The sequence below is a fragment of the Acrocarpospora phusangensis genome, assembly GCF_016862995.1.
GTDB lineage: Bacteria > Actinomycetota > Actinomycetes > Streptosporangiales > Streptosporangiaceae > Acrocarpospora > Acrocarpospora phusangensis.
Window position 1 is genome coordinate 26,002 of sequence record NZ_BOOA01000051.1, and the last position, 25,662, is coordinate 51,663.

General features: G+C 69.7%; 25 protein-coding genes. 17 read left to right on the top strand and 8 right to left on the bottom strand.

The window, feature by feature from the left end; genetic code table 11:
• Positions 1–47: 47 nt before the first annotated feature.
• On the bottom strand, positions 48–1,343 hold the full coding sequence (locus tag Aph01nite_RS27220; protein WP_239162007.1) for a lanthionine synthetase LanC family protein: 1,296 nt from the start codon (positions 1,341–1,343) through the stop codon (positions 48–50).
• Between the two features lie 54 nt (positions 1,344–1,397).
• Entirely contained in the window at positions 1,398–3,566 is a 2,169-nt protein-coding gene (locus tag Aph01nite_RS27225) for a HelD family protein (protein WP_507762536.1), read from the bottom strand.
• A 271-nt stretch (positions 3,567–3,837) separates the two neighbouring features.
• Here Aph01nite_RS27225 and Aph01nite_RS27230 point away from each other — a divergent pair, with 271 nt between their 5' ends.
• Positions 3,838–4,725: an alpha/beta hydrolase family protein gene (locus Aph01nite_RS27230; protein WP_373872330.1), complete on the top strand. Its 888-nt coding sequence runs from the start codon at positions 3,838–3,840 to the stop codon at positions 4,723–4,725.
• A gap of 290 nt (positions 4,726–5,015) precedes the next feature.
• Here Aph01nite_RS27230 and Aph01nite_RS27235 read toward each other — a convergent pair whose 3' ends face one another.
• Both Aph01nite_RS27235 and Aph01nite_RS27240 read right to left on the bottom strand, forming a co-directional pair.
• Positions 5,016–5,486, bottom strand: a complete 471-nt coding sequence (locus Aph01nite_RS27235; RefSeq protein WP_204043845.1) for a hypothetical protein — start codon at positions 5,484–5,486, stop codon at positions 5,016–5,018.
• Between the two features lie 67 nt (positions 5,487–5,553).
• Positions 5,554–5,907, bottom strand: coding sequence for an STAS domain-containing protein (locus Aph01nite_RS27240; RefSeq protein WP_204043846.1), 354 nt, complete (start codon positions 5,905–5,907; stop codon positions 5,554–5,556).
• A gap of 172 nt (positions 5,908–6,079) precedes the next feature.
• Here Aph01nite_RS27240 and Aph01nite_RS27245 point away from each other — a divergent pair, with 172 nt between their 5' ends.
• The 7 genes from Aph01nite_RS27245 (at position 6,080) to Aph01nite_RS27275 (ending at position 12,408) form a co-directional block, all read left to right on the top strand.
• Positions 6,080–7,309, top strand: coding sequence for a sensor histidine kinase (locus Aph01nite_RS27245; RefSeq protein WP_204043847.1), 1,230 nt, complete (start codon positions 6,080–6,082; stop codon positions 7,307–7,309).
• Between the two features lie 37 nt (positions 7,310–7,346).
• Positions 7,347–7,991, top strand: coding sequence for a response regulator transcription factor (locus Aph01nite_RS27250; RefSeq protein ID WP_204043848.1), 645 nt, complete (start codon positions 7,347–7,349; stop codon positions 7,989–7,991).
• Positions 7,992–7,993: 2 nt separating this feature from the next.
• On the top strand, positions 7,994–8,428 hold the full coding sequence (locus Aph01nite_RS27255; RefSeq protein ID WP_204043849.1) for a hypothetical protein: 435 nt from the start codon (positions 7,994–7,996) through the stop codon (positions 8,426–8,428).
• Positions 8,429–8,463: 35 nt separating this feature from the next.
• Positions 8,464–8,745, top strand: a complete 282-nt coding sequence (locus Aph01nite_RS27260) for a metal-sensitive transcriptional regulator (RefSeq protein WP_204043850.1) — start codon at positions 8,464–8,466, stop codon at positions 8,743–8,745.
• A 207-nt stretch (positions 8,746–8,952) separates the two neighbouring features.
• Positions 8,953–9,162, top strand: coding sequence for a heavy-metal-associated domain-containing protein (locus Aph01nite_RS27265; protein ID WP_204043851.1), 210 nt, complete (start codon positions 8,953–8,955; stop codon positions 9,160–9,162).
• On the top strand, positions 9,162–10,109 hold the full coding sequence (locus Aph01nite_RS27270) for a DUF8832 domain-containing protein (protein ID WP_204043852.1): 948 nt from the start codon (positions 9,162–9,164) through the stop codon (positions 10,107–10,109). The genes Aph01nite_RS27265 and Aph01nite_RS27270 overlap by 1 nt, the downstream gene beginning before the upstream one ends.
• A 13-nt stretch (positions 10,110–10,122) precedes the next feature.
• Positions 10,123–12,408 carry a heavy metal translocating P-type ATPase gene (locus Aph01nite_RS27275; RefSeq protein ID WP_204043853.1) on the top strand — a complete coding sequence of 762 codons (2,286 nt, stop codon included), beginning with the start codon at positions 10,123–10,125 and terminating at the stop codon, positions 12,406–12,408.
• On the opposite strand, the gene Aph01nite_RS27280 is transcribed toward Aph01nite_RS27275, so the two are convergent.
• Positions 12,401–12,904 carry a GNAT family N-acetyltransferase gene (locus Aph01nite_RS27280; RefSeq protein ID WP_204043854.1) on the bottom strand — a complete coding sequence of 168 codons (504 nt, stop codon included), beginning with the start codon at positions 12,902–12,904 and terminating at the stop codon, positions 12,401–12,403. The genes Aph01nite_RS27275 and Aph01nite_RS27280 overlap by 8 nt on opposite strands.
• 84 nt (positions 12,905–12,988) lie before the next feature.
• Here Aph01nite_RS27280 and Aph01nite_RS27285 point away from each other — a divergent pair, with 84 nt between their 5' ends.
• From Aph01nite_RS27285 to Aph01nite_RS27300, 4 genes are read left to right on the top strand one after another with little or no spacing between them, the layout of a single operon-like run.
• On the top strand, positions 12,989–14,218 hold the full coding sequence (locus tag Aph01nite_RS27285; RefSeq protein ID WP_204043855.1) for an ABC transporter substrate-binding protein: 1,230 nt from the start codon (positions 12,989–12,991) through the stop codon (positions 14,216–14,218).
• Positions 14,215–15,081 (top strand): carbohydrate ABC transporter permease, encoded by an 867-nt coding sequence (locus tag Aph01nite_RS27290; protein WP_275419298.1) that lies wholly within the window; start codon positions 14,215–14,217, stop codon positions 15,079–15,081. The genes Aph01nite_RS27285 and Aph01nite_RS27290 overlap by 4 nt, the downstream gene beginning before the upstream one ends.
• Entirely contained in the window at positions 15,078–15,890 is an 813-nt protein-coding gene (locus Aph01nite_RS27295) for a carbohydrate ABC transporter permease (protein WP_204043856.1), read from the top strand. The genes Aph01nite_RS27290 and Aph01nite_RS27295 overlap by 4 nt, the downstream gene beginning before the upstream one ends.
• A 3-nt stretch (positions 15,891–15,893) precedes the next feature.
• On the top strand, positions 15,894–16,976 hold the full coding sequence (locus Aph01nite_RS27300; protein WP_204043857.1) for an ABC transporter ATP-binding protein: 1,083 nt from the start codon (positions 15,894–15,896) through the stop codon (positions 16,974–16,976).
• Here the strand turns inward: Aph01nite_RS27300 and Aph01nite_RS27305 are convergent.
• Positions 16,973–17,515: a hypothetical protein gene (locus tag Aph01nite_RS27305; protein ID WP_204043858.1), complete on the bottom strand. Its 543-nt coding sequence runs from the start codon at positions 17,513–17,515 to the stop codon at positions 16,973–16,975. The genes Aph01nite_RS27300 and Aph01nite_RS27305 overlap by 4 nt on opposite strands.
• Positions 17,516–17,615: 100 nt before the next feature.
• The gene (locus tag Aph01nite_RS27310) at positions 17,616–18,647 is read right to left on the bottom strand and encodes a patatin-like phospholipase family protein (protein WP_204043859.1); all 1,032 of its coding nucleotides are present in this window, start codon (positions 18,645–18,647) and stop codon (positions 17,616–17,618) included.
• A 318-nt stretch (positions 18,648–18,965) separates the two neighbouring features.
• Between Aph01nite_RS27310 and Aph01nite_RS27315 the strand changes: the two genes are divergently transcribed.
• The 5 genes from Aph01nite_RS27315 to Aph01nite_RS27335 all read left to right on the top strand — a co-directional run bounded on the left by Aph01nite_RS27315 (position 18,966) and on the right by Aph01nite_RS27335 (position 24,913).
• Positions 18,966–19,238 (top strand): hypothetical protein, encoded by a 273-nt coding sequence (locus Aph01nite_RS27315; RefSeq protein ID WP_204043860.1) that lies wholly within the window; start codon positions 18,966–18,968, stop codon positions 19,236–19,238.
• Between the two features lie 116 nt (positions 19,239–19,354).
• The gene (locus tag Aph01nite_RS27320) at positions 19,355–21,238 is read left to right on the top strand and encodes a hypothetical protein (protein ID WP_204043861.1); all 1,884 of its coding nucleotides are present in this window, start codon (positions 19,355–19,357) and stop codon (positions 21,236–21,238) included.
• 319 nt (positions 21,239–21,557) lie between these two features.
• Positions 21,558–23,537 (top strand): glycosyl hydrolase family 28-related protein, encoded by a 1,980-nt coding sequence (locus Aph01nite_RS27325; protein WP_239162008.1) that lies wholly within the window; start codon positions 21,558–21,560, stop codon positions 23,535–23,537.
• A gap of 139 nt (positions 23,538–23,676) precedes the next feature.
• Positions 23,677–24,498, top strand: a complete 822-nt coding sequence (locus Aph01nite_RS27330) for a PIG-L family deacetylase (protein ID WP_204043863.1) — start codon at positions 23,677–23,679, stop codon at positions 24,496–24,498.
• A 55-nt stretch (positions 24,499–24,553) separates the two neighbouring features.
• Positions 24,554–24,913, top strand: a complete 360-nt coding sequence (locus Aph01nite_RS27335; protein ID WP_204043864.1) for a PRC-barrel domain-containing protein — start codon at positions 24,554–24,556, stop codon at positions 24,911–24,913.
• Between the two features lie 60 nt (positions 24,914–24,973).
• On the opposite strand, the gene Aph01nite_RS27340 is transcribed toward Aph01nite_RS27335, so the two are convergent.
• Positions 24,974–25,570 (bottom strand): nucleotidyltransferase family protein, encoded by a 597-nt coding sequence (locus tag Aph01nite_RS27340; RefSeq protein WP_204043865.1) that lies wholly within the window; start codon positions 25,568–25,570, stop codon positions 24,974–24,976.
• Positions 25,571–25,662 lie beyond the last annotated feature (92 nt).

A 25,662-nucleotide genomic window follows, 5' to 3' on the forward strand; every position in this document is an offset into this window, starting at 1 on the left:
CAGCATAGCAACAATAAGACCGACCGGTCGCTTATATTTTTCGGGGTCTACAGCTGGGAGACCGGCACCGGGATCGCGGGGAACGGGTTGTCGGGAAGCAGGATGACCCGGCGGCACGCCTTGCCGTCCCTGGCCGCCGCCAGATGCAGCAGCGCCGCGCCGATCCCGGCCGCGCCCACCAGATAGCCGGTGTCGGCGGTGACCTCCCCGGGCCGCAGCCGCCGATAGGCCTGGTACCAGCGGTAACCGCCGTTCTGCGTGGCCCGCCCGATCAGGTCGTCCGCGATCGCCCCCGCCACCTCCAGGTGCCCGGCCTCCCCGGTCGCCGCCCACAAGCCGACGAACAGCTCCAGCAGCCCGGCCGCCCCGCAGCACTGGCATGCCACGTTCCAGTACCCCTCGGTACGCCGCCCCGGCACGCCGCTGTTGACGATCCCGCGCGCCAGCCGCTCCACCCAGTCCAGGTCGCCCGGGTCTCCGGTCACCCGGTACAGCTCGTAGAACATCCTCGCCACTCCGGCGGAACCCGAGCAGAAGCCCAGATAGTGCAGCGCTCTGGCCTGCGGCACATGATGCGGCACGAGCGCGCACTTCTCGCTCACCGCGCTGATGGTCCGGACGAAGTCCGCCCCACGTCGCGCCGCGGCAAGAAAGCGCTCGTCCCTGGTCACCCCGTACAGACGGGCCAGAAGGAACCCCGTGCCGGAGGTTCCGGACAGGAACCCGGGGGTGACCGCGTCCATCGGCAGGTCGGGCGTCTCGACACCGAACCGGTGGCCCGGCACGACGAGTTGGGCGATGCGCTCGCCCGCCTCGACGGCCACCTGCTCGTACGCGGAGACCCCGAGGATGCCGGCCGCGTGGAGCAGCCCCAGGATGATCCCGCCGTCGCCGCGCTGGGCGGGGTCCCCCGTCCAGCCGATGCCCTGGTCCAACGTGCGCACGCTCCCCACGACCTGGTCCGCGACCCGCTTGGCCGCGGCCGAGAAGCGTTCGCCGCCGGTCGCCCAGCCCACCTCGGCGAGTGCGAAGGCGATCCCCGTCAGGCCGTGGTAGAGCGAGAGGTCGCGCACCTCCGGCCAGGTGGCCACCAGGTAGTCGGCGCCCAGCTCGGCGTCCCTCAGGTACGTGTCGTCGCCGGTGGCGGCGGCCAGTTCCAGGAAGAACAGCACGATCCCGGCGGCGCCGGAGTAAAGGGACGCCTCCTGGCCCGGGGCGGCGGAGCGGCCGTCCGGGTCCGGGTTGGGCCGCCAGTGCCGCCCGCGCTCGTCGTCCACGGCGGCGGCGCGGATCCAGCGGCCGGCCCCGATCGCGGCCGGCACGGGTGACTCGGCACACTGCATCGGATCTCCCCAGTGCATTCAGCCTCCCGGTATTTCCTACAAGGATAGTCCTGATTAGACTCTCCGAGTAGCCCCGCGCAGCGTGGCCGGCAGCTCCCCCTCGTGAAGCACCGTCAGCCGCCGGGTCGCCCTGGTCATCGCGACGTACAGCTCGCGACCCGCCATCTCCTCCGGCGCCACGACGATCACCTCGTCGAACTCCAGCCCTTTGGACCGCGTCACCGTCAGCACGGCCACCGGAGAATCCAGCGGATCGAGCGTAACGGCTTCCGGCAACAGCGCGGCGACTTCGGCGTAGCGTTCGTCAGTCGTGATCACGGCGAGCCGGCCGTCCACGGGGGTGCCCACCAGGCGGGCCAGGACGCCGGGGAGGGTGTGCGGGGTGACGCGGATGGCGTGGGGTGGTTCGCCGTGCCGTACCGACCGGGGAGGTTTCTGGTCGGGGGCGACCTCGCGGAGGACGTCGGCGGCCACGTCCATGATCTCCTTCGGGGTGCGGTAGTTGACGGTCAGCCGCTCCTCGCGCCAGCGCACGTAGCCGTCCAGCATCTCGCCCCAGCTGCGGGCGCCCGCCGCGTTGCCGGTCTGGCCGAGGTCGCCGACGACGGTCATCGAGCGGGTCGGCACCCGGCGCATCACCATGCGCCAGGCCATCGCGGACAGTTCCTGGGCCTCGTCCACGATGACGTGGCCGTAGATCCAGCCGCGGTCGGCGGCGGCGCGGCTCGCGGTGGTCAGGTACTCCCGGCCCCGGTCGTGCTGCCACTCGGCGAACGCGGCGACGTCGATGTCCTCCAGGCCGGTGATGGTCAGCACCTCGCGGGCGTACAGCTCGTCCTCCTCGCGGGCCCTCCTGGCGGCGGTCCGCTGGGCCTGCGTCTGCGGTTCCTCCCCGACGAGCTCGGCGGCCTCGTCCAGCAGCGGCACGTCGTCCACCGTCCAGGGAGCGCCGCGCGGGCGCAGCAGGTCCTCGCTGAGCCCGGCCGCCGCCAGCCGCACCGGGTCCGTGAACAGCTCCCCCACCAGCCGGTACGGCGTGAGGGCCGGCCACAACGCGTCGATGGCCTCACGCACCTGGGGTTCCTGCCAGAGGAGTTTGCGGGCGTACTCCAGGTCCTCCGGATCGTCGGGGGCGTCGAGGCGGCGGGCCTCGTCGAGGGCCAGGGCGCGCAGCAGGTCCAGGGCGAAGAGCTTGCGGCCGGCGTTGTGCGGGTGGCGGGAGGCACGCTTTCTCGCCTTGACGCAGACGGCGTGCGGGACCGTCAGCGTCAGCGGGCCCAGCTCGATCTCCAGGTCGCCGTCGGGCACGCGCTGCCGGTCGGCCACCGCCCTGGCCATCGCCTCCACCATGGCGAGGTCACCCTTGATCCGGGCCACCCCGGGGACGTCCACCTGGGTGGCGGCGAGGCCGGGGAAGAGTTCGCCGACGCTGGAGAGCACGACGTCGGTCTCGCCGAGCGCGGGCAGGACCTGCTCGATGTAGCGGGAGAAGGTGGCGTTCGGGCCGACCACGAGCACGCCACGGCGTTCCAGGGTGTCCCGGTAGGTGTAGAGCAGGTAGGCCGCGCGGTGCAGGGCGGCGACCGTCTTGCCGGTGCCGGGGCCGCCCTGGACGACGAGGGTTCCGTGCAGGCCCGAGCGGATCACCCGGTCCTGCTCGGTCTGGATGGTGGCGACCACGTCGCCCATGCGTCCGGTGCGGCCGCGTTCCAGCGCGGCCAGCAGGGCGGCCTCGCCGACCAGGGTGTCGCGGTCGCCGTCGCTCATCTGGGTCAGGTCGAAGACCTCGTCGTCCATGCCGACCACGGTCCGGCCGCGGGTGCGCAGGTGCCGGCGGCGGACCAGGCCGGCGGGGTCGGACGCGGTGGCGGCGTAGAACGGGCGGGCGGCCGGGGCGCGCCAGTCCACCAGCACGGTCTCGTGCTCCTCGTTGCGCAGACCGACGCGGCCGATGTACAGCGCCTCGCCGAGTTCGTCGATGCGGCCGAGGTCGATACGGCCGAAGCAGAGGCCGCGTTCCACCGAGTTCAGCTGGGCCAGGCGGCGGGCGTACTCGTCGGCGGCTACCTCGCGCTCCACGCGCGCCTGCCGGGTGCCGCCCGGTCCGCCACGGGCGTGCGCGCCGGCGAGGGCTTTCTCGGTCTGTTCGCGTACGGTGTCGAGGCGGCGGTAGAGCATGGAGACGCGCTCTTGCTCCAGTTGAATATCTTGACGTTGGATCACGCGTGTGATATCCTTCCAGCGGCACGCATTGTAAATACTTTGCTTAATAGCAAATAATCAGAATAGTGCTCGCAGCCGCGCCCCTCAAGCGCGGCTTTTCTCGTGCCATCGGTGAAACCACCGCGTGAGGCGCGGGACAGGTGATCTCACCGATGCGTGGCGGCGTCGCGGTCTTCACGATGACGGCAGTCAGCAATTCCGTCGGAGCCGCAGTGCGTAGCCCGAAACACGCCCGCAACACAGCGGCTCCCAGAACCGGGAGAAGACCGCCGTGCACCCCACCCCCCTGTCGCGCCTCACCCAGCTCGCCACTCGGCTCACCGTCGTCCTAGTCCTCGCCGCCGCCACCGTCGCCGTGGCCTCCCCCGCGCAGGCCGCCGGCCCGTACGAGCGGGGGCCGGACCCCACCAACACGATCCTGACCGCCTCCCGCGGGCCCTTCGCGACCGCGACCGCCTCGGTCTCGTCGCTCGTCTCCGGGTTCGGGGGCGGGACCGTCTACTACCCGACCGACACCAGCCAGGGCACCTTCGGGGCCGTCGCCATCTCGCCCGGGTACACCGCGCGGTGGTCCAGCCTCTCCTGGTTAGGCCCGCGCATCGCCTCGCACGGGTTCGTCGTGATCGGGATCGAGACCGACTCCGTCTACGACCAGCCCGACAGCCGGGGGCGGCAGCTCCTGGCCGCGCTCGACTACCTCGTCAACGACAGTTCGGCCACCGTGCGGAACCGCATCGACCGCGACCGGCTCGCGGTGGCCGGGCACTCCATGGGCGGTGGAGGCACCCTCGAAGCCGCCTCGTCCCGGCCCGCGCTCCAGGCCGCGGTGCCCATCGCGCCGTGGAACCTCGACAAGAGCTGGTCCGAGGTACGCGTTCCGACCCTGATCGTGGGCGGTGAAAGCGACAGCATCGCCCCTGTTTCGTCGCACTCGGAGCCCTTCTACTCGAGCATCTCCCAAGCTGAGAAGGCGTACCTCGAGCTCAACAACGCCAGCCACTTCTTCCCGCAGACGACGAACACGCCGCTCGCCCGGCAGATGGTCGCCTGGCTCAAGCGCTTCGTCGACGACGACACCCGCTACGACCAGTTCATCTGCCCCGGCCCCACCCGCGGCGGCGACACCGAGGAATACCGCTCAACCTGCCCGATGTCGTAACCACTTTCCCCCACCCACCCACCCTTTGATCCCCTCCGGGGCTCCGCTCCCTCCCTTGATCGCCCCGGCCCCCAGCGTAGGGTCACGCCCTACACTGGGGGCCATCTGATTGCCGGCGCACCTGCTCGACGAACACTCAATCGCGCACCCGGCAGCGACCTACTCGGTGTCCTTGGGGTGCCGGGGAGATGCGTATACCACCCATACTGTGTGGGCCGCATCGTCGATGACGTAGCGCACACGACCGTCCGCCAGCGGTGGCACGGTGACTCGATCACCGCGCTTCGGACTCATGCCGAGACCTGCACCGGTCCGAAGTCGCCGCTCGTGGGTCTGCGAGCCTCCGCGTAACGTTCGGGATCAGCCTTGATCCTTGCCGTTGCTCGCCAGCCCGCGATGACCTCGTGGGTGGTGGCATCGACATCCAGCTCGGCCGCATCGGAGAGCGCTTCGACCAATTCGAGAGTGAAACTGCGCAGTTCGTCCGAAGACAGATGACGCACCCAGGGAAAGACCTCCGGCATGGCGATGACCAGCGCCCGCGCGGTGGGGTCGTGCTTGATCAGGGCAAGGAACAGCCGAGAGGCGGTGGCCAGCGTCCTGTCCCGCTCCTCTTCACGATCAGCCGCAGTCAGGTAGAAGTCCGGAGCATCCCGATGAGTGACCCGTACGCGTCCCAAGCGGGATGCGCGCTCAGCCACGGCCCGGGGATTCCTGGACAGGTCAGAGAAGGTCACCGCGTCGGCGTGGCTCGTGCTCATGCCACAAGTGTATGTCAGAACACCTTCTGATATCCGTGGCTAAGGAGTTCGGCCAGCGTGGCCCGGGTTAGGTGAGGGCTTCTTGGATGGAGGGGTATAGGCGGATTTTGTTGAGGAGGCCTAGTTGGGTGAGGAGGCGGAGGATTCGGGGGGTGGGGGCGCAGAAGGCGGTGGGGGTGCGGCGGTGGGCGTCGAGGAGGACCTGGAGGCCGGAGCTGTCGATGAAGGACAGGCGGGAGAGGTCGAAGATGAGGTGGCGGTCGAGGTGTTCCTGGACGAGGTCGCGGAAGGGCGGCTCGGCGAGGGCGTCGATCTCGCCTTCGAGCTCGATGATGGTGTAGGGGCCGCTGGACCGGCAGGCGAGCCGGAAATGCTTGGCGGAGAAGACGGATTCCTCCGTCCACGGGCCTAGAGACGACATCTCGCCATCGTCATGATTCTCCGCAGCCGCCACATGATTCTCCCGGGTCGGTGTGCAACCACGATGAGTATCCCCGATGGTAGGGCCAGCACTACCCCAGAACGGGATACCACCGTCATGTCGTGAGGTCAGCCTGCTCCCTACGGTAGAAGACATGGCAATATCGGTCGAAATGACCAGTCCATGGGAGCGGGTTCGCGGCCACTGGGCGGCGCCGGCCTGGCTGCGGACCGCGCACGTCGTGACCGGATTCCCGATCGCGCTCGCGTCGGCCGCCGTCATCGGCGGACTCACCGCGGCCTCGATCCTGATGATCTGGACGGTCGTGGTCCCGGTCGCCTCCCTGATGTTGCTGTTCTGGCTGGTCCCCGTCCTCACGAGGATCCAGCGCGGCCGATTCAACGCCTTCCTGGGCCTGGACATCCCCCAGGTCACCCGCCGCCCGGCCAGAAGCTGGAACCCTTTCAAGATCCTCTACCAGGAGGCCCGGGTCGCGAGCACGTGGCGGCAGCTCGGCTACCACCTGGTGGCCCCGCTGATCGCCGGCATCGGCTCGCTGCTGGTGATCATGGCCTGGTCGGGGGCCCTGGTCGCGATCGCGTTCGCCGTACAGATGTGGGTCGAGGACGGCACCACCTGGCCGGGCACCCTGGCCACCCTGGTCGCGATGGGCCTGCTGGTGACCGGCCCGTGGGTGGCCCGGGGAGTGACCGCGCTGGACGAGTACGCCGCGGCGGCCCTGCTCGGCCCCAGCCAGAAGGAACTGCTGGCCCAGCGCGTGGAGACCCTCCAGGAGAGCCGCGCCGAGGTGATCGACGCCGCCGACACCGAGCGCCGCAGGATCGAGCGGGATCTGCACGACGGCACCCAGCAGCGCCTGGTCTGGCTGGCGATGAACCTCGGCATGGCCCGCGCCACCCTCACCGACCTGCCCGAGCCCGCCACGAAGCTGATCTCCCAGGCGCACGAGGAGGCCAAGCTCGCCCTGAAGGAACTCCGCGACCTCGTTCAGGGCCTGCACCCCGCCGTCCTCAACGACCAGGGCCTCGACGCGGCCCTGTCCGGCATCGCCGCCCGCGCGCCCGTCCCCGTACGGCTGAGCGTGGACGTCAGGGAACGGGTCACCCCGACCATCGAGGCGGTGGCCTTCTTCGTCGTCTCCGAGGCCCTGACCAACATCGCCAAACACGCCGGGGCGTCCTCCGCGCAGGTCCTGGTGTGGCGGGAGGCCGACCGGCTGAACCTGGTCATCCACGACGACGGCCGGGGCGGCGCGGACCCGGCCGGGGGCAGCGGCCTGCGCGGCCTGTCCCAGCGGGTCGGCTCGGTCGACGGCGACCTCCGCATCGACAGCCCGCCCGGCGGCCCCACCACGATCCGCGTGGAACTACCGTGCACCTAAGCAACCCGACCACCACCACGATCCGGGCGGAGTAGACATGCGCGTGGTCCTCGCGGAGGACTCTGTCCTGCTCAGGGAAGGGCTTGTCTGGGTGTTGCGGTCGGCCGGGATCGAGGTGGTCGCGGCGGTCGCGGACGCGGAGGGGCTGCTGCGCGCCGTGGACGAGCACGTGCCCGACCTGGTCGTCACCGATGTGCGCATGCCGCCGTCGCACACCGACGAGGGCCTGCGCGCGGCCCTGGTCCTGCGCCGCCAGCGCCCCGACCTGGCCATCCTCGTCCTCTCCCAGTACGTCGAGGAGCGGTACGCGACCCAGCTGCTCTCCTCGGCCACCAGCGGAATCGGCTACCTGCTCAAGGACCGGGTGGCCGACGTGCCGGAGTTCCTGGACGCGCTGCGCCGGGTCGCGGCGGGCGGCACCGCCCTCGACCCCGAGGTGGTGGCCCAGCTCCTGCTCCGCCGGCACAGCGACCCCCTGGATCGGCTGACCCGCCGCGAGCGCGAGGTGCTCGCGCTGATCGCCGAGGGTCGCTCCAACACCGCCATCGGGGAGACCCTGGTCATCTCGGAGAGCGCGGTCGGCAAGCACATCAACAACATCTTCACCAAGCTCGAACTCTCGGGCGCCGACAAGGACCACCGGCGGGTGCTGGCCGTGCTGCGCTTCCTGAAGGTGGGCTGAGCATGGGGGTGCGGGCCTGGCGGATCGTGGGCGGCGCGTTCACCGTGATCGTCGTGGTCGCGACCGCGGTGACCGCGTACACGGAGATCGAGTGGCGCGGCGGCATGGACAGGAACGCCCCCACCTGGCTGCTCTCCCAGCAGCACACGGAAATTCTGACCGAGGTGTACGCCTTCGTCTCCCCCACCCTGGTCGTACGCGCGGGCGAGAACGTGCGCGTGGACGTCGAGACCGGCGTGGACGGCCAGCTGACGGTCCGGCGTGAACTCACCTGGACCGGGGACCCGCCGGATGTCCGGCAGTCCTGGAACGGCAGGACCCTGCGCGTCGACGTGTCCTGCCGGAGCGACTGCGAGGCCGTCTACCTGCTGACGGTCCCCGACACCGTCGAAGTGGAGCGGCCCGGCGCCTCCCCGATTGCGCCAGGAATACCGTAGGGGGGTATGGTGTTCCGTGAGTGGGAGGCAATGACATGCACGGATACACCGATCGTAAGCAAGACCATCTCAAACGGCTGCGCCGGATCGAGGGACAGATCCGCGGCCTGCAGCGGATGGTAGAAGAAGACGACTACTGCATCGACATCCTGACGCAGGTGTCGGCCGCGAACCGGGCCCTGCAGTCGTTCGCCCTCGCGCTTCTCGAAGAGCACCTGGCCCACTGTGTGGCCGAAGCCACCGCCAAGGGCGGCCCCGAGGCCGACGCCAAAGTCAAGGAAGCCTCCGCGGCCATCGCCCGCCTCGTCCGCTCATGACCCCGCCGGCTCGGAGCGGATCAGACGTCAGGCGTTCGCCGTCATCCGGAGCAGGTGACGCCGCTCGCCGCATCGGCGACGAGATCAACCGGTCCATTCCGCCGGAGACGCCTTGAGCCCAGCCGCTCGAACCCCGCACATCCCTTGATCCCCATTCCTCTTCAGCCGCCATCGCGACGGCACCAGATTCTTGACCAGGAGAACTAAATGAGCACCAGCACCTTCACCGTTTCCGGCATGACCTGTGGGCACTGCGTCTCCTCCGTGCGTGAAGAAGTCGAAGGCATCCCGGGTGTGACCTCCGTCGAGGTCGATCTGCCGACCGGTAAGCTCACCGTCACCGCCGACACCCCCGTCGACTCCGAGGCCGTGTCCAAGGCCGTCGCGGAGGCGGGGTACTCGGTCACGGCTTCGTGATGAACACCGCGGTCAAGCTCGGGATCTACTTCGCGGGCCTCGTCGTCGTCTTCGGCGGAGCACTGGGAGTAGGCGCACTGGCCGGACCCCAGGAAACGACCCAGACCGCTCATGCGAGCGAGGGCGCGACAGCAGCCCACGGCACCGATGACCACTCAGCCACCGCCCAGGAGCAATCCGGCCAGGAATCCGGCCACGGCTCGGACGGTCATGGGACCGACGGTCGCGCAGGCGAGCAGGTCGGGGTCCCGGGTGGCTTGCAGGTGTCGGAGGGCGGGGTCGCGCTCGTCCCCGAGTCCCCCACGCTCACGCCCGGCGAGGAGACCCGTTTCCGTTTCACCGTGACGGGAGCCGACGGACGGCCCGTCACCGCGTACAAGACGGAGCACGAGAAGAAGTTGCACTTCATCGTGGTCTCGCGGGATCTCGGGCACTTCCAGCATCTTCATCCGGAGCTGGGCGGGGACGGCGTGTGGTCGGTTCCGCTCGAACTCCCCTCGGCTGGGACGTACCGGGCGTTCGCTGACTTCACTCCCGATCCGGGGGACAACCTCACCCTCGGCGTGGACCTCTTCGCCGCCGGCGACTACACCCCGGAGCCCGCTCCCGCCGTGAACCGCGTGGCCACCGTGGACGGCTACACCGTCACGCTCGCCGGCGACCTCGTCCCCGGCACCGCGAGCACGCTCACCGTTCAGGTCGCCAAGGACGGCAAGCCGGTCACCGACCTCCAGCCCTACCTCGGCGCGTACGGCCACCTGGTCGCCCTCCGTTCCGGCGACCTGGCCTACCTGCACGTGCACCCGGAGACGAGCACCACCGCGGGCCCGGCGATCACCTTCCGCACGGAGGTGCCGAGCCTGGGCGACTACCGCCTCTTCCTCGACTTCCAGCACGGCGGCAAGGTCCGCACCGCGGACTTCACCGTCCAGGCCCACCAGCACTAGAGAGGAGCAGACGATGACCATCATCACCGACGACCGGGCCAGGCACGCGATCGAGCTGTCGATCACCGGCATGACCTGCGCCTCCTGTGCCAACCGCATCGAACGCAAGCTCAACAAGCTGGACGGCGTCTCCGCCTCGGTGAACTACGCCACCGAGAAGGCGACCGTCACCTTCAGCCCCGGCATCGCCCCGGAAACCCTCATCGACGAGGTCCGCAAAGCCGGGTACGACGCCAGCCTGCCCACCCCGGAACCCCCGGAGACCACCCCCGCCGACGACCTGGCCCCGCTGCGGCAGCGCCTGATCGTCTCGATCGTCCTGGCCGTCCCCGTGATCGCCATGGCGATGATCCCGGCCCTCCAGTTCGACTACTGGCAGTGGCTCTCGCTGACCCTCGCCGCCCCGGTCGTGCTCTACGGCGGCTGGCCGTTCCACCGCGCCGCCTGGACCAACCTCCGGCACGGCGCGGCCACCATGGACACGCTGGTCTCGATCGGCACGCTGGCCGCCTTCGGCTGGTCGGTCTGGGCGCTCTTCCTCGGCACGGCGGGCATGCCCGGCATGACCCACCCGTTTGAGTTCGTCATCCAGCGCACCGACGCCTCCGGCAACATCTACCTGGAGGCCGCCGCCGGGGTGACGATGTTCATCCTGACCGGCCGCTACGTCGAGGCCCGCGCCAAACGCCGCGCCGGTTCGGCCCTGCGCGCCCTGCTCGACCTGGGCGCCAAGGACGTCGCCGTGCTCCGCGACGGCCGGGAGACGCGCGTCCCGATCGACAGCCTCCAGGCCGGCGACCACTTCGTCGTACGGCCCGGCGAGAAGATCGCCACGGACGGCGTGGTCGAGGAGGGCGGCTCCGCGGTCGACGCCTCGATGCTCACCGGCGAACCCGTGCCCGTGGACGTCGGCCCCGGCGACCCGGTCACCGGCGCCACCCTCAACACCTCCGGACGGCTGGTGGTGCGCGCGACCCGGGTCGGCGCGGACACGCAGCTGGCCCAGATGGCCGCCCTCGTCGAAGCCGCCCAGGCCGGCAAGGCCCAGGTCCAGCGCCTGGCCGACCGCATCTCCGGCGTGTTCGTGCCGATCGTGATCGGCCTGGCCGTGGCCACGCTGGGCTTCTGGCTGGGCACCGGCGGCGGCGTGGCGGCGGCGTTCACGGCGGCCGTGGCCGTCCTGATCATCGCCTGCCCGTGCGCGCTCGGCCTGGCCACCCCGACCGCGCTCCTGGTCGGCACCGGCCGGGGCGCCCAGCTCGGCATCCTCATCAAGGGCCCCGAGGTCCTGGAGTCCACCCGGGCCGTGGACACCGTCGTCCTCGACAAGACCGGTACGGTCACCGAAGGCAGGATGACCGTGATCGAGGTCATCCCCGCCACCGGCGAGGACCGGGACGAGACCCTGTTCTACGCGGCGGCCCTCGAACACGCCTCCGAGCACCCGATCGCGAAGGCCATCACGGCGGCGTACCCCACTACCCCGGTCGCCACCCTGCCCGCCCCCCGCAAACCCGCCGACGCCGAAACCGGTGAGACGGCGCCCCGGCGCGCCCTGCCGACGCCCGAGGGTTTCGCCAACCTCGAAGGGCTCGGCGTCCGCGGCGTGGTCGACGGCCGCACCGTCCTCGTGGGACGCCCCCAGCTGGTGGGTTCCCTCCCGCCCGAGCTGGAGGGCGCGGTGGCCGAGGCGCACGGGCTGGGCCGTACGGCGGTCGTGGTCGGATGGGACGGCCGGGCGCGGGCGGTGATCACCGTCGCGGACCGGGTGAAGGCGACGTCCGGCGAGGCGGTCCGGAGCCTGCGGGCGCTCGGGCTGACCCCGTTCCTGCTCACCGGCGACAACCGGGCCGCCGCCGACGCGGTGGCCGCCGAGGTCGGCATCGAGAAGGAGCACGTCATCGCCGACGTGCTGCCCGCCGACAAGGTGGACGCGGTCAAGCGCCTCCAGGCCGAGGGCCGGATCGTCGCGATGGTCGGCGACGGCGTCAACGACGCGGCGGCGCTGGCCCAGGCGGATCTGGGCCTGGCCATGGGCACCGGCACCGACGCGGCCATCCAGGCGGCCGGTCTCACCCTGGTCCGCGGCGACCTGCGGGTGGCGGCCGACGCCATCAGGCTGGCCCGGCGCACCCTCCGGGTGATCAAGGGCAACCTGTTCTGGGCGTTCGCGTACAACGTGGCCGGGCTGCCGCTGGCCGCGCTCGGCCTGCTCAACCCCATGATCGCGGGAGGCGCGATGGCGCTGTCCTCGCTGTTCGTGGTGGCCAACAGCCTGCGGCTGCGCGGCTTCAGGTGAGCTCGCCGGCCAGCAGGTCCATGAGCAGGCCGTCGTGCCAGGTTCCGTCGGGGCCGAGCTCGTACTGGCGCATGACCCCGACGGATCGGAAGCCGACCTTCTCGTAGCAGCGGATGGCCGCGGCGTTGTCGGCGGCCGGGTCGATCGCCAGGCGGTGGAAGCCGTGGTGGTCGAACAGGTGGCGGGCCAGGGTGCGGATCGCGTCCGCGCCCAGCCCGCGCCCGTGCACGGCCGGGTCGAGATAGAGGTCGACGCTGGCGTGGCGGTAGTCGGGGTCGGTCTCCTCGCCCCACTGGATCGCGCCCACCACCCTGCCGTCGTGCTCGATGACGAGGACCTCGGTGTCGTCGCAGGTCAGGTCGTCCGCGACGGCCGCCGCCAGGTCGTCCCCGCCGCGCCAGCGACGGTAGACCTCGGGGGTCGAGCGGATGGCGATCAGGGCGGGGCGATCGGCGTCGGCGGCGGGCCGCAGGTGTACGAGGGTTCCGTCCAGCATGATCTGAAGGCTAGACGTTTCCGGCGAAGGTCTCTTTAGAGTTTCCGGGCGTCCGCGAGATGGCGATGCGGGTACGCCTCCCGCATGATCAGGACTGTCACGGCCGCGCTGCTGGCGGGCGCCGTGGCGGGCTGCGGATCCACCGAGGACGGGATCACCCGGATCAACCTGTACAACGCGCCGCAGCAGAACATCCAGCTGATCGCCGACCGCTGCAACCGCCTGGCCGCCGGACGCTACCGGATCATCGTGAACGTGCTCCCCCGGGACGCCAACGGACAACGGGAACAACTCGTACGGCGGCTGGCGGCCGGGGACCCCGGCCTGGACGTGCTCGGACTGGACGTCACCTGGACCGCCGAACTGGCCGAGGCCGGGTGGATCCGGGAGTGGACGGGCAGTCACGCGGAGCGGGCACGGGCGGGGACGCTGGCGAAGCCGCTGGACACGGCGGTGTGGCGGGGCCGGCTGTACGCGGCGCCGTACAACACGAATGTGCAGTTGTTGTGGTATCGGGCGGATCTGGTGGAGCGGGCGCCCGTGACCTGGCAGGGGATCATGGAGGCGGCCGAACGGCTGGCGGCGGCGGGCAAGCCCGCGTACGGGGAAGTGCCGGGCGCGCAGTACGAAGGGCTGGCCGTCTGGCTCAACAGCATGGTCGCGGCGGCGGGCGGCTCGATTCTCACGCCGGACGGGAACGCGGTCGCGCTGGGGCCGCCCGCGCTGCGCGCCCTGGGGGTCATGCGGGCGTACGCGCGGTCGAAAGCGGCCGATCCGTCCCTGTCCAACACGCACGAGGACGAGGCCCGGCTGGCGGTGGAGGCCGGACGGGCGGCCTTCGAGGTCAACTGGCCCTACGTGTACGCGTCGATGGCGGCCAACCGCCCCGACCTGCTGCCGCACTTCAGATGGTCGGCGTATCCGGGCATCGACGGCCCGGGACGCCCACCCCTGGGCGGGGCCAATTTCGCGATAAGCCGGTATTCGGAGCACCCGCGGGAGGCGTTCGAGGCGGCCCTGTGCCTGCGCGACCCGGAGAGCCAGCGCCTCGCGGCGATCAAGGACGGACTGCCCCCGACGATCGAGGCCGTCTACGCCGATCCGGAGCTGGCCCAGGTCTACCCGATGCGCCAGGCCATCCTGGACGCGCTCGAAACGGCCGCGCCCCGCCCGAAGACGCCCGTCTACCAGAACGTGTCCACGGTGATCGCCGCCGTCCTGTCGCCCCCGGCCGAGATCGATCCGCCGGTGACGCTGGCGGCGCTGCGGCGGCAGATCTCGGACGCGCTCCAGAGCAAGGGCGTGCTGCCGTGACCGCCGGCCGGGCGCGGGACGAGCGGCGGCTGGCGCTGTGGCTGTGCGCGCCGGCCACGCTGGTCATGATCGCGGTCACCGGTTGGCCGATCCTCTACTCCGTCCTCCTGTCGTTGCAACGCGCCGACCTGCGCTTCCCGCAGGACCAGGCGTGGATCGGGCTGTCCAACTACACGACCGTCCTGAGCAGCCCGCACTGGTGGACGGCGTTCGGCGTGACCGCGCTGATCACCGTGGTGAGCGTGGCCATCGAGCTGGTGCTCGGCATGCTGGTGGCGCTGGTCATGTTCCGCACGCTCGTCGGGCGCGGGCTGGTGCGGACGGTGGTGCTCGTCCCGTACGGGATCGTGACGGTCGCGGCGGCCTACGGCTGGAAGTACGCGTGGACTCCGGGCACCGGCTGGCTGGCCAACCTGCTGCCGGCGGGGCAGGCGCCGCTGACCGGGCAGTGGTCCTCGATCGCGATCATCATCCTGGCCGAGGTGTGGAAGACGACGCCGTTCATGGCACTGCTGCTGATGACCGGGCTGGCGCTGGTCCCGGAGGAGTTGCTGCGGGCGGCCGCGATGGACGGGGCGAACCGACGGCAGCGCTTCACGAAGATCGTGCTGCCGCTGATGAAGCCCGCGATCCTGGTGGCGCTGCTGTTCCGCACCCTGGACGCGTTCCGGATCTTCGACAACGTGTACGTGCTGACCGACGGCGCGCACGACACGGCGTCCGTGTCGATCACCGCGTACCACAATCTGATCGGCGGGCTCAATCTGGGCATCGGCTCGACCATGTCCGTACTGATCCTGATAAGTGTGGCGATCATTGCGTTCGTCTTCATCAGGGTGTTCGGGGCGGCGGCTCCCCGATGAGACTCCGGTGGGGACTGATCGACGTCCTGGTCGTCCTGTACGCGCTGATCCCCGTGCTCTGGATCGTGTCCCTGTCGTTCAAGGACCCGAGCACGATCACCGACGGCGCGCTGCTGCCGACGAAATGGACGTGGAGCAACTACGCGGGCATCTTCCGCAACGACGACTTCACCCGCGGGCTGGTCAACTCCATCGGCATCGGGCTGATCGCGACCTTCATCGCGATGCTCTTCGGCACCATGGCCGCGTACGCGATCGCCCGCCTGACCTTCCCCGGCAAACGCGCGCTCATCGGCTTCTCCCTGCTGATCGCGATGTTCCCGCAGATCTCCCTGGTCACCCCGCTGTTCCAGATCGAGCGCGCGCTGGGCCTGTTCGACACCTGGCCGGGGCTGATCCTGCCGTACGTGACCTTCGCCCTGCCGCTGACGATCTACACGCTGTCCGCGTTCTTCAAGGAGATCCCCACCGAGCTGGAACGCGCGGCGAAAATGGACGGCGCCACCCCGTTCCAGGCGTTCTGGAAGGTCATCGTGCCGCTGGCCGTGCCCGGCATGGTCACCACCGCGATCCTGGCGTTCATCTTCTGCTGGAACGACTTCCTGTTCGCGATCTCGCTCACCTCCTCCTCGGCGGCCAGGACCGCCCCGGCGACGATCTCGTTCTTCACCGGCGGCTCGCAGTTCGAGGACCCGACCGGGTCGATCGCGGCCGCGGCGGTGGTCATCACGATCCCCATCGTGGTCTTCGTGCTGCTCTTCCAGCGCCGGATCGTGGCCGGGCTGACCTCCGGTGCGGTGAAGGGATGAGCGATGGCTGAGATCGTGCTCGACGGCGTGAGCAAACGTTTCCCCGACGGCACCACGGCGGTGCACGACGTCAACCTGACCATCGCCGACCGCGAGTTCGTGATCCTGGTCGGGCCGTCCGGCTGCGGCAAGTCCACCACCCTGAACATGATCGCCGGCCTGGAGGAGATCAGCGCGGGCGAACTCCGCATCGACGGCGTACGCGTCAACGAGCGCGCCCCCCGGGACCGCGACATCGCCATGGTGTTCCAGTCCTACGCGCTGTACCCGCACATGACCGTCCGGGAGAACATGGCGTTCCCCCTCACGCTCGCCAAGACCCCCAAACCGGAGATCGCGGCCAAGGTTCAGCATGCCGCCGAACTCCTCGACCTGACCGCCCTGCTGGACCGCAGGCCCGCCAACCTCTCCGGCGGGCAGCGCCAGCGGGTCGCCATGGGCCGCGCCCTCGTCCGCGACCCGAAAGCCTTCCTGATGGACGAACCCCTCTCCAACCTGGACGCCAAACTCCGCGTCCAGATGCGCACCTCCATCTCCCGCCTGCAGAAACGCCTCGGCACCACCACCGTCTACGTCACCCACGACCAGACCGAGGCCATGACCCTCGGCGACCGCATCGTCATCATGGAGTCCGGACTCGTCCAGCAGGTCGGCGCGCCCCAGGACATCTACGACCATCCCGCCAACCGCTTCGTCGCGGGCTTCATCGGCTCCCCCGCCATGAACTTCCTGCCCGCCGAGGTCCACGACGACGGCCTCCACACCGTCATCGGCACCATCCCCGTCCGCCGCGCCGGGCTTCCCCGCGAGGTCGTGGCGGGCATCCGCCCCGAACTCTTCCAGGACACCCGGATCAGGCACGGCGCCTCCTTCACCGGCACCGTCGACATCATCGAGTCCATGGGCGCCGAGAAGCTCGCCTACTTCACCTTCGAACCCGGAACGTCCTTCACCCAGGAGACCCAGGTGGTCGCCCGCCTGGACGCCAAGTCCCCCATCAGCGAAGGCGATCCCACCACCCTCTGGTACGACCCGGCCGCCGTCCACCTCTTCCATCCGGAGACCGGGGTCAACCTCACGCGTTAGAGCACCGGTTCGCCGCTTCTCCTGGCTCGGGGCGTGACGGCCAGGCGGCGCCGTACGCCGGAGGTGGCCATCTCGGGGCGGGCCGAGGCGGGCGCGATCACCGGGACCACGTCCGGGTGGAAGATCTCGCGGGTGTAGCGGGAGGCGATGCCGTTGGTGGTGGTGAGGATCTCGCGCCAGGCGGAGACGCGGTGGATTCCGCCGGGCTCGCCCCAGTACCAGCGGCGGGTGCCGACGCGGAGGACCTCGTGCTCGTCGCGGCGGGACCCGGCTTCGCAGAGCAGGTCCACGTACGCGACCACGACGGCGGCGGAACCGTCGGCACGTTCCAGCCGGGACTGCCGGGAGGTCAGCAACTCCCCCTCCGGGATGCCGAGGCGTTCGCGGAGGTCACGCGGGATGAGCACGGCCGCCGGCTGTTTGCCGTGCTTCGTGGTGCGGGGGTGCAGGGGCTCGGTGACCAGCGCTTGGAGTAATCGCACGGCCGAACCGTCGTACTGGAGCACCATTCGCGTGACGGGAGTGTCGAGAGGATTCACGTACCACGACCTCTGGTCGATTCCGCAGGTAATTCCGGATTATAAACGGAATTATTGACAGAATCCGTAAAGGTCGCTGACAGCATGGGTCCGTGGGGATTCAACGGCGATCATACGCACCCGCGCGGCTCAAAGCTCGCTCCGGGTCCCGGAACTCGGCGAGATACTTCTCGAAGTCCCAGCGGGCCAGGAATTCCTTGACGCCGAGCTGTCCGTTGCGGAACAGCTGATCGCGGGCCTCGTCGCCGAGGGAGAAGTCGGTGGCGGAAACCTCGTCGCTCGCCACGAATATCGTCCGCGCCGTCACGGCGGGCTCGTCCTGCACCAGCCGGTCGTGCGCGTTGACCATGGTGGTGACCAGTGCCTTCGCCATGCTGACGGGGCCGGCGATGGGCGCCCACGCGCTGCCCCACGGTCCGTTCGGCGGCGGCGCCGACAGTTTGATGCCGAACGTCGGCCACCGCGGCTTGACGGTGTCGCGGCGGTCGAACACCGTCACGGGGTAGTTCGACAACATCCCGCCGTCGACGTACAGGGCGACCGGCTTGCCGCCGGGGCGGCGCAGCAGCCGTACGGGACGGAAGTAGAAGGGGATCGCCGCGGAGGCGCGGACGGCGTCCGCGACCGACTGCTCGTCCGGGTCGAGGCCGTAGTGGGCGTAGTCCCAGGGCAGGCGCACCATCCGCCCGTTGGCCACGTCCGAGACGATGACCAGCAGCTTGTAGGCACGCTCGGGCGGCAGGTCGCTGCCGGGATCCTCCAGCCGCAGGTCGGCGAAGGTGCGAACCCCGAGGTCCTCCAGATGACCGGCGATCCACTCGCGCAGGTAGTCCCCCCGGTACATGGCCTGGTGGAAGATCAGGGACCAGGCGCGGCCCAGCAGCCCCAGCGGCGGGCCGTCACGGAAACTCCGGTAGTCCAGCTCCCGGATCACCTGGTTCATCCGCTCCTGCGGCATGCCCGCCGCCAGAAGCGCGCCGACGATGGCACCGGCGGAGGTCCCCGCCACCCGCCCCGGCCCGCCGAATCGGTAGTCGGCATCGGTCAGCGCGGACAACGCCCCGACGAGCCCGATGCCCTTGACTCCCCCGCCCTCCAGGACCACATCGGCCACCGGTCTGCTGTCTGCCATCGGCTCCTCCCGCCTCTCTTGCCGCGTGAGCCGGACGCTGTCTGGTGCCCTACCACCGGGCCGCCGCCTCCCATGCCGGGCTGCCGGTGAATCTGTGCAGATGAAGACCCTTCGGCCGCATCCTTTGCCTGGTCCGTCAGCGGAACGGGGATTCCCGTATACGTTTCGCCTTTTCACCGAGGATCCACGAAAACGCATAACACTCGCACAAAACAGACAATTTGCGTAATGTGTCACGGAGAAGGTCCCGCGTTGCGCCGCGGCCTCCGCAAGCGGGAGGATCTTCCGCATACACCACCTTCGACGGGATGAGGCGAGATGCCCACCGTGTCCAAGAACGCCGCCCGCGTCGCCAGCTGGCTCGGCCTCATCGGGCAGCTCTGCACCCTCCCCTTCTACAGCGCCAGCGGCCTGCTGGCCCCCGCCTGGGCGATCGCCGTCCTGCTCCTGGTCTGGCTCGCCCTGCTGGCCACCGCCGTCTGGGCGGTACGCGCGAACTCGGCGTGGGGTCTGCTCGTGCCCTTCGTCTCGGTGGGCCTCTGGTTCGCCCTGATCTCCGCCGGTGAGGCCTTCCTCCATTGGAAGGGCTGACAGGGATATTTCTCGAAAAAACGCATTAACCCCTCTCATATTCGACAAATCTGCTCTTTACGTAGGGATCACCAGAGGTTACGGTCGGTGCGGTCAACCGACGAGGGGAACGTTCCATGCACAGTGGGGTCTCCGACGGCCAGGTCGCCCTGAACGCGCTGTTGGAGGCGCTCAAGAACGCGCGAAGCGGAGCGTTGACCACTCGGCAGCAGCGGCTGGCGCATCTGGCCACGATGCGGGAGCAACTGACCGCGGCGGTGCAGGCGTACGCGTCGAGCCATGACGCCGAGGGCGCCGAGGTCTTCGTCAGGTCCCTGGTGGCCTGGATCAACGCCTGCCCGGTCACCTCGGCCGCGCTCGCCTCGGCGACCCTCGACCAGAACGACGTCCAGCAGCTGGCCCCGGCCTGGGAGGCCGCCTTCGAGGAGTACCTGGGCGTCCTGGTCCAGCAGCTGGGCACTGCCGGTCCCCTCACCCCGGCCGTACGGCCCTGGCGGACCTGGATCCTCGCGGGCATCCGGCGGAGCGCGGTCACCATCGGGGTGGACGCGGGCAACCGGATCCGGGTGTGCGCGCTCACCGACCCCCGCCTGGTGCGGTGCCGCCGCCAGGCCGTCTATCTCCTGCTGGAGAAGGGCAACGGCGCCCCGCTCGTCATCCACAAGGTGCCGCTCCCGGCGTACCAGCTGGGCGATGAGGACCTGACCGGCGCGCTCAAGGAGCGGAACGTCGCCGTCGATCTCGCCTTCGTGCCGGCGGCGGAGAGCAGGGCCGTGGTCCGCGCCGTCTTCGCGGCCGATTCGACCGGCGCGATCGCGCAGGCCGGGCCCGGCTTCGTCTGGCCGCTGACCATTCCCGTCCCGGGCGGTTTCGTCCGGTACGAACTCGTGGTCGGCGCGGGACAACCAGGCAAGAAGGTCCGGCCCGAACGGCTCGGCGAGGTGGCCGACTGGCCGTTGCCCGCCTATCTCACGGGTGTCCCCGGCCTCCAGGGACGGAAGGACGCCCTCCAGCGGACGTTCCGGCTGGCCGCCCTCGACGACCGGCGGGCCACCCAGTGGACGGCCGGCGAGCTGGGCCGGGTGGCCGCCGCGTTCGCCAGGATGCCCGCCCACGCGACCGACGCGCTGCGCGGCGCCGCACTCGTACGCGACGGCGACGCGACCGCGGCGAGAAACGGCGTCACCCACGGCGGCTACACCCACAACGGCTACGACGCGCTGGACAACGGGGACCAGCTGAGCCCTCCCCCGCACGCGCACTACTACAACGTCGCCTTCGACCCCCACGACCGGCGAAGCTGCGGCCCGCCCGGTGACGCCGGCAGCGGCGGCGACTTCACGCTGCTCCACGAACTCGGGCACGTGGTGTCGTTCTGCCCCCGGACCACGCTGCTGGCCGACCGCAACGCCCTGGTGCGCAGCTGTGAGCCGAAACTCGACGACCTGCTCGCCCGCGCCAAGCGGCTCGTGGCGGTCGACGACCGGCCAGCCGTGGTCACCTGGACCAAGCTGCTCGACCAGCACGTCTCCGCGTCCAGCCACCAGTGGGACGCGGCCGAGACCCTGTGCGACGCGCTGCACGCCTGCGACGCGCAACGGATCGCCCAGGCCGTCACGGTCTACCGGGGCAAGCAGCAGGCGGCGGCCACCGCGAGCGACCAGTTACGCGACGCCGCCGTGAACCTCGACCTGGTCCTGCCCGCGACCGACCGTGACGCGGTACGGATCACCGGCGAGCAGCTCAGCCAGAACGCGATCCCCGACACGATGATCGGCATGACCCGCCGCCTGTACGACTTCGTGCGCTACGCGGCCGCGGTCGAGTTCACCCCGTTCACCGACTACGGCCACAGCAGCAACGAGGAGTTCTTCGCCGAGACCCTCGCCCTGTTCGGCAGCGACAGGGAACGGCTCTTCGAGCTCAACTGGCGCGTCTGCCGCTGGCTGGAGGACGGCTACCCCGGCCCGACCGGCTACAACCCGGACCCCCTCGGCTGACCGAAGCCGGACGGCGCTGATCACGTCCGGCGTCCTCGCGTGCCCACGATTACGAAAGCTTGCAACGTCTCATGACGTACACCGCAAGAAACTGCGCGAAGAACCGCAGGTCGCTTGCAGACCGGCGAAACTATCTCGCAGAGACCTTGTGGAACGGGGTATTCGCGGCCTACTGTCACCTCACCCCGTGGTGTTCTCCGCCGTGAACGCCGTCGGGTGCTCACCCCCCGAGAGAAACGAGCAGACGATGGCACCCAGCAGCACCGGCGCGTTACCGAGGTCAGGAAGAACGTCCCGACGGGCCGCGGGGGCGGTCGTGGTGGCGCTCACCCTGGGGCTCGGCGCCGTACTCAGCGGACCGGCCATGGCGACCGCCGGCGCGGCGGGACCGGTGGTGACCAGGGCCGCGCTCAACCCGGCGCTGGTCGCGGGCCGGGGCGCCAACGTCGCCTTCGCCGAGCAGGAGGCCGAGAACGCCACCACCAACGGCACGGTCATCGGGCCGGACCGCACCGCCTACACGCTGCCCTCGGAGGCGTCCGGGCGGAAGGCGGTACGGCTCACGCCCGGCCAGCATGTGGAGTTCGTCCTGCCCAACGCCGCCAACGCGATCAACGTGCGCTACAGCATCCCGGACGCGCCGGGCGGCGGCGGCATCACCGCTCCGCTGCAGGTCACGGTCAACGGCAAGGACCGCAGGACCATGACCCTGACCTCGCAGTACGCGTGGCTCTACAACCAGTATCCGTTCAGCAACGACCCGAACGCGGACCTGCTCCACCCCGACTGGTGGATCACCGAGTGCGCCTGTGTGCCCAACGCCACCACCCCGGCCCCGGTCATCACCAAGCCGTTCCGGCCGAGCCACTTCTACGACGAGCAGCGCCTGCTGCTGGGCAAGAAGTACAAGGCCGGCGACAAGGTGCGGCTGACCGTGCCGGCCGGGAGCAACGCCGCCTGGACGGTCATCGACCTGCTCGACTCCGAGCTCGTGGGCGCGCCGCACGTGCGGGTGCTCGCCGCCAACGTGCTGCTGTTCGGCGCCGACCCGCTGGGCCGCCGCGACTCGGCGGACGCCTTCGACAAGGCGATCGCCTTCGCCAAGCGCAGCCACCTGAAGGTGTACATCCCGCCGGGCGTCTACCAGGTGAACCGCCACATCATCGTCGACGACGTGACGATCGAGGGCGCCGGCAACTGGTACACGATCATCAAGGGCAAGGAGGTCGCGCTCGACCCGCCGGCCCCCGACGGCTCCGTGCACACCGGCGTCGGCTTCTACGGCAAGGACGCGAAGGACGGCGGCAGCAGGAACGTGCACCTGTCCGGGTTCGCCATCGAGGGCGACGTGCGCGAGCGCATCGACACCGACCAGGTGAACGGCATCGGCGGCGCGATGAGCGACTCGACCATCGACGGCCTCTACATCCGGCACACCAAGGTCGGCCTCTGGTTCGACGGCCCGATGAGCAACGTCAAGGTCACCAACAACATCGTCGTCGACCAGATCGCCGACGCCCTCAACTTCCACATCGGCGTCACGAACTCGCTGGTCGCCAACAACTTCGTCCGCAACACCGGCGACGACGGCCTGGCCATGTGGTCGGAGAAGACCGCCAACGCGAACAACACCTTCGACCGCAACACGGTCCAGACGCCGGTGCTCGCGAACGGCATCGCCGTCTACGGCGGCAAGGACAACACGATCTCCAACAACCTGGTCGCGGACCCGATCCGCGAGGGCAGCGGCATCCAGGTCGGCTCCCGCTTCGGCGCGGAACCGTTCACCGGCAGCATGTGGATCACCAACAACACCACGGTCAGAGCCGGCACGTACGAGCTGAACTGGAACATCGGCCTCGGGGCCATCTGGTTCTACGCCCTGGAGAAGAACATCGAGGCCAACATCCAGGTGGTCGGCAACCACTTCCTGGACAACGGGTACAACGCGATCATGCTGGTCAGCGAGTGGTCGGTGAAGGACCTCTACTCCATCACCAACGTGCACTTCAAGGACATCCGCGTGGACGGCACCGGCACCTCCGTGGTGAGCGCCCGCGTCAAGGGGTCGGCGACCTTCGAGAACGTGGACGCCCGCAACGTCGGAGCCGTCGGCATCAACAACTGCGGCTCCTTCAACTTCCCCCCGACCGGCTCCGAGTTCACGGTCACGGACCTGGGCGGCAACGACGGCGGCGGCACGACCGGCCCGTGGATGGCACCGTGGGAGCTCCCCAACACCATCACCTGCGACGACCGGCCGCCCGTCGTCACGCCCCCGGCCCCCGCGCCGTGGTGACGATCGGCTAGCGACGTGCCGTCCGGGCGATCCCGGGCGGCACGTTCGGCTTTCTGCGTAAAAATCCACGGAATCGGAGCGCTCGTCCACGTGTTCGCTTTTCGTTGAGGGAGCAGGACAGACGCTACGGAGACGTTTCATGGATCGAGAGCTCACGGTCATGGCCGTGCACGCGCACCCCGACGACGAGGTGATGGGCACCGGCGGCATGCTGGCGCGCTACGCCGAGGAAGGGATCCGCACCGTCCTGGTGACCTGCACGAACGGGGAGCAGGGCGACGGACCCGGCGGGGTCAAGCCGGGCGAACCCGGCCACGACGACGCCGAGGTGGCCCGCGTACGCCTCGGCGAACTGCGGGAGTCGGCCGCCCATCTGGGCATCACCCACGTGGAGACGCTCGGGTTCCGGGACTCGGGCATGGACGGCTGGGACGGCAACGGCCACGACGCCGCGTTCGCGAACGTCCCCGTCGACATCGCGGCGGCCAGACTCGGCGACCTGATCCGCCGGTATCAGCCGCAGGTCGTCGTGACGTACAACGAAAAAGGCGGGTACGGGCACCCGGACCACATCCAGGCGCATCGCATCGCGGTGGCCGCGGTGGCGGCGACCGGCATTCCGGACAAGTTCTACTACCAGGCCTCACCCCGGAGCTGGATGGAGGACATGATCACGTACATGGCCGAGTCCGGCATGGACACCGAAGGGTGGGAGAACGCCGACGACTTCACCGACCCGGACGACCAGATCACCAGCGTGCTGGACGTCGCCGCCTACTTCGAGCGGAAGATCAAGGCGATCAGCGCGCACGCCAGCCAGGGGGACAGCGAATTCTTCCTGAACATGCCCGACGCGCTCCAGCGTCGCGTGTTCGCAGCTGAGGCCTACATCCGGCAGTGGTCGAAGGTGCCCGCCCCCGACCACGAGGACGACCTTTTCGCCGGAATCCGCGGGAGCTGATGTTTCAGTCCGTCGTGTCGGGTAGCCGAACTCCCAACGAAGGGAGAGACAAACCATGACACCGGATCTTTGGTCGTACCGTTCCCACGTGTACGGCACCGGACAGACCCTCGACGTCATCGGTTACGACGTCGAGGCCACGGACGGCAAGATCGGGTCCGTGGACGAGGCCACCTACGAGGTCGGCCAGAGCTACCTCATCGTCGACACCGGTCCGTGGATCTTCGGTAAGAAGGTCATGCTCCCTGCCTCCGTCGTCACGCAGATCGACCCGCAGGAGCGGAAGGTCTTCGTGAGCCGGACCAAGCAGGAGATCAAGAGCGCTCCGGAGTTCGACGAGTCGGAGTTCAAGGAGCCGACCTACCAGAACAGCCTCGGGGAGTACTACGGACGCTTCCCCTACGGAACCCCGTAAGAACCGAGTTCAATCCCCTAGTTGGGAGGGCCGCGCCGGAAGGCGCGGCCCTTCCCGCGTTCACGGCCAGGTCGTGTCCATCGCGGGCGTCGGCGGCGCGATCACCCCCAGCTTCTCCAGCAGGATCAGAAACGTGGACGCGTACGGCGAATGCGCCACCACGCCCGCCACCCTGTCCCAGTCCACCTGCTCGCGCAGCGCCCGTACGGTGGGCAGCAGGCCCCCGTAGTCGCAGCTGTGCTCCGACATCGGCAGGATCCAGGAGATCACCAGATCGGTGGCCTCCAGCACGGGCAGGCTCAGCGCGGCCGTGCTCAGCAGGTCGGCCCGCGCGATCATCTCGTCGGTGACCGGATGGTCGGCCAGCGAGAAGATCAGATCGACCAGCACCCCCTCCCGGTCGTACGCCTTGACCAGCCAGTCCTCGGGCGGGCGTTCGGTCCGGAAACCCATGCCCTCCAGTGTCTTGAGCGCGAGCGGGACGTCCTCCTCCACCAGCGCGAAATCCACGTCGTGCAGGGAGGGCGCGGCGCCGCGCGCGTACCCCGCGCAGCCGCCGGCGAGCGCGAACCGTACGCCCACCTCTTTGAGGCCGGAACCGGCGCGTTTCAACGTGTCCAGAATGGCGTCCGTGACGGCGTGACTGTGACTACCCACTTGCGTCGATTGCCCCGGCACGTTCGCTCCAAACAATCTTGGGTAGTGCCGGGCCAGGACAGCGACCCCGTCGAGGACGGCGAGAAGGCGAG

Coding starts and splice junctions, on each gene's coding strand:
- Aph01nite_RS27310 (WP_204043859.1), bottom strand. CDS start 18,647: ATGGCAGACAGCAGACCGGTGGCCGATGTGGTCCTGGAGGGCGGGGGA.
- Aph01nite_RS27285 (WP_204043855.1), top strand. CDS start 12,989: ATGATCAGGACTGTCACGGCCGCGCTGCTGGCGGGCGCCGTGGCGGGC.
- Aph01nite_RS27280 (WP_204043854.1), bottom strand. CDS start 12,904: ATGCTGGACGGAACCCTCGTACACCTGCGGCCCGCCGCCGACGCCGAT.
- Aph01nite_RS27300 (WP_204043857.1), top strand. CDS start 15,894: ATGGCTGAGATCGTGCTCGACGGCGTGAGCAAACGTTTCCCCGACGGC.
- Aph01nite_RS27265 (WP_204043851.1), top strand. CDS start 8,953: ATGAGCACCAGCACCTTCACCGTTTCCGGCATGACCTGTGGGCACTGC.
- Aph01nite_RS27335 (WP_204043864.1), top strand. CDS start 24,554: ATGACACCGGATCTTTGGTCGTACCGTTCCCACGTGTACGGCACCGGA.
- Aph01nite_RS27270 (WP_204043852.1), top strand. CDS start 9,162: ATGAACACCGCGGTCAAGCTCGGGATCTACTTCGCGGGCCTCGTCGTC.
- Aph01nite_RS27320 (WP_204043861.1), top strand. CDS start 19,355: ATGCACAGTGGGGTCTCCGACGGCCAGGTCGCCCTGAACGCGCTGTTG.
- Aph01nite_RS27255 (WP_204043849.1), top strand. CDS start 7,994: ATGGGGGTGCGGGCCTGGCGGATCGTGGGCGGCGCGTTCACCGTGATC.
- Aph01nite_RS27315 (WP_204043860.1), top strand. CDS start 18,966: ATGCCCACCGTGTCCAAGAACGCCGCCCGCGTCGCCAGCTGGCTCGGC.
- Aph01nite_RS27275 (WP_204043853.1), top strand. CDS start 10,123: ATGACCATCATCACCGACGACCGGGCCAGGCACGCGATCGAGCTGTCG.
- Aph01nite_RS27245 (WP_204043847.1), top strand. CDS start 6,080: ATGACCAGTCCATGGGAGCGGGTTCGCGGCCACTGGGCGGCGCCGGCC.
- Aph01nite_RS27240 (WP_204043846.1), bottom strand. CDS start 5,907: ATGTCGTCTCTAGGCCCGTGGACGGAGGAATCCGTCTTCTCCGCCAAG.
- Aph01nite_RS27220 (WP_239162007.1), bottom strand. CDS start 1,343: ATGCAGTGTGCCGAGTCACCCGTGCCGGCCGCGATCGGGGCCGGCCGC.
- Aph01nite_RS27235 (WP_204043845.1), bottom strand. CDS start 5,486: ATGAGCACGAGCCACGCCGACGCGGTGACCTTCTCTGACCTGTCCAGG.
- Aph01nite_RS27250 (WP_204043848.1), top strand. CDS start 7,347: ATGCGCGTGGTCCTCGCGGAGGACTCTGTCCTGCTCAGGGAAGGGCTT.
- Aph01nite_RS27330 (WP_204043863.1), top strand. CDS start 23,677: ATGGATCGAGAGCTCACGGTCATGGCCGTGCACGCGCACCCCGACGAC.
- Aph01nite_RS27295 (WP_204043856.1), top strand. CDS start 15,078: ATGAGACTCCGGTGGGGACTGATCGACGTCCTGGTCGTCCTGTACGCG.
- Aph01nite_RS27260 (WP_204043850.1), top strand. CDS start 8,464: ATGCACGGATACACCGATCGTAAGCAAGACCATCTCAAACGGCTGCGC.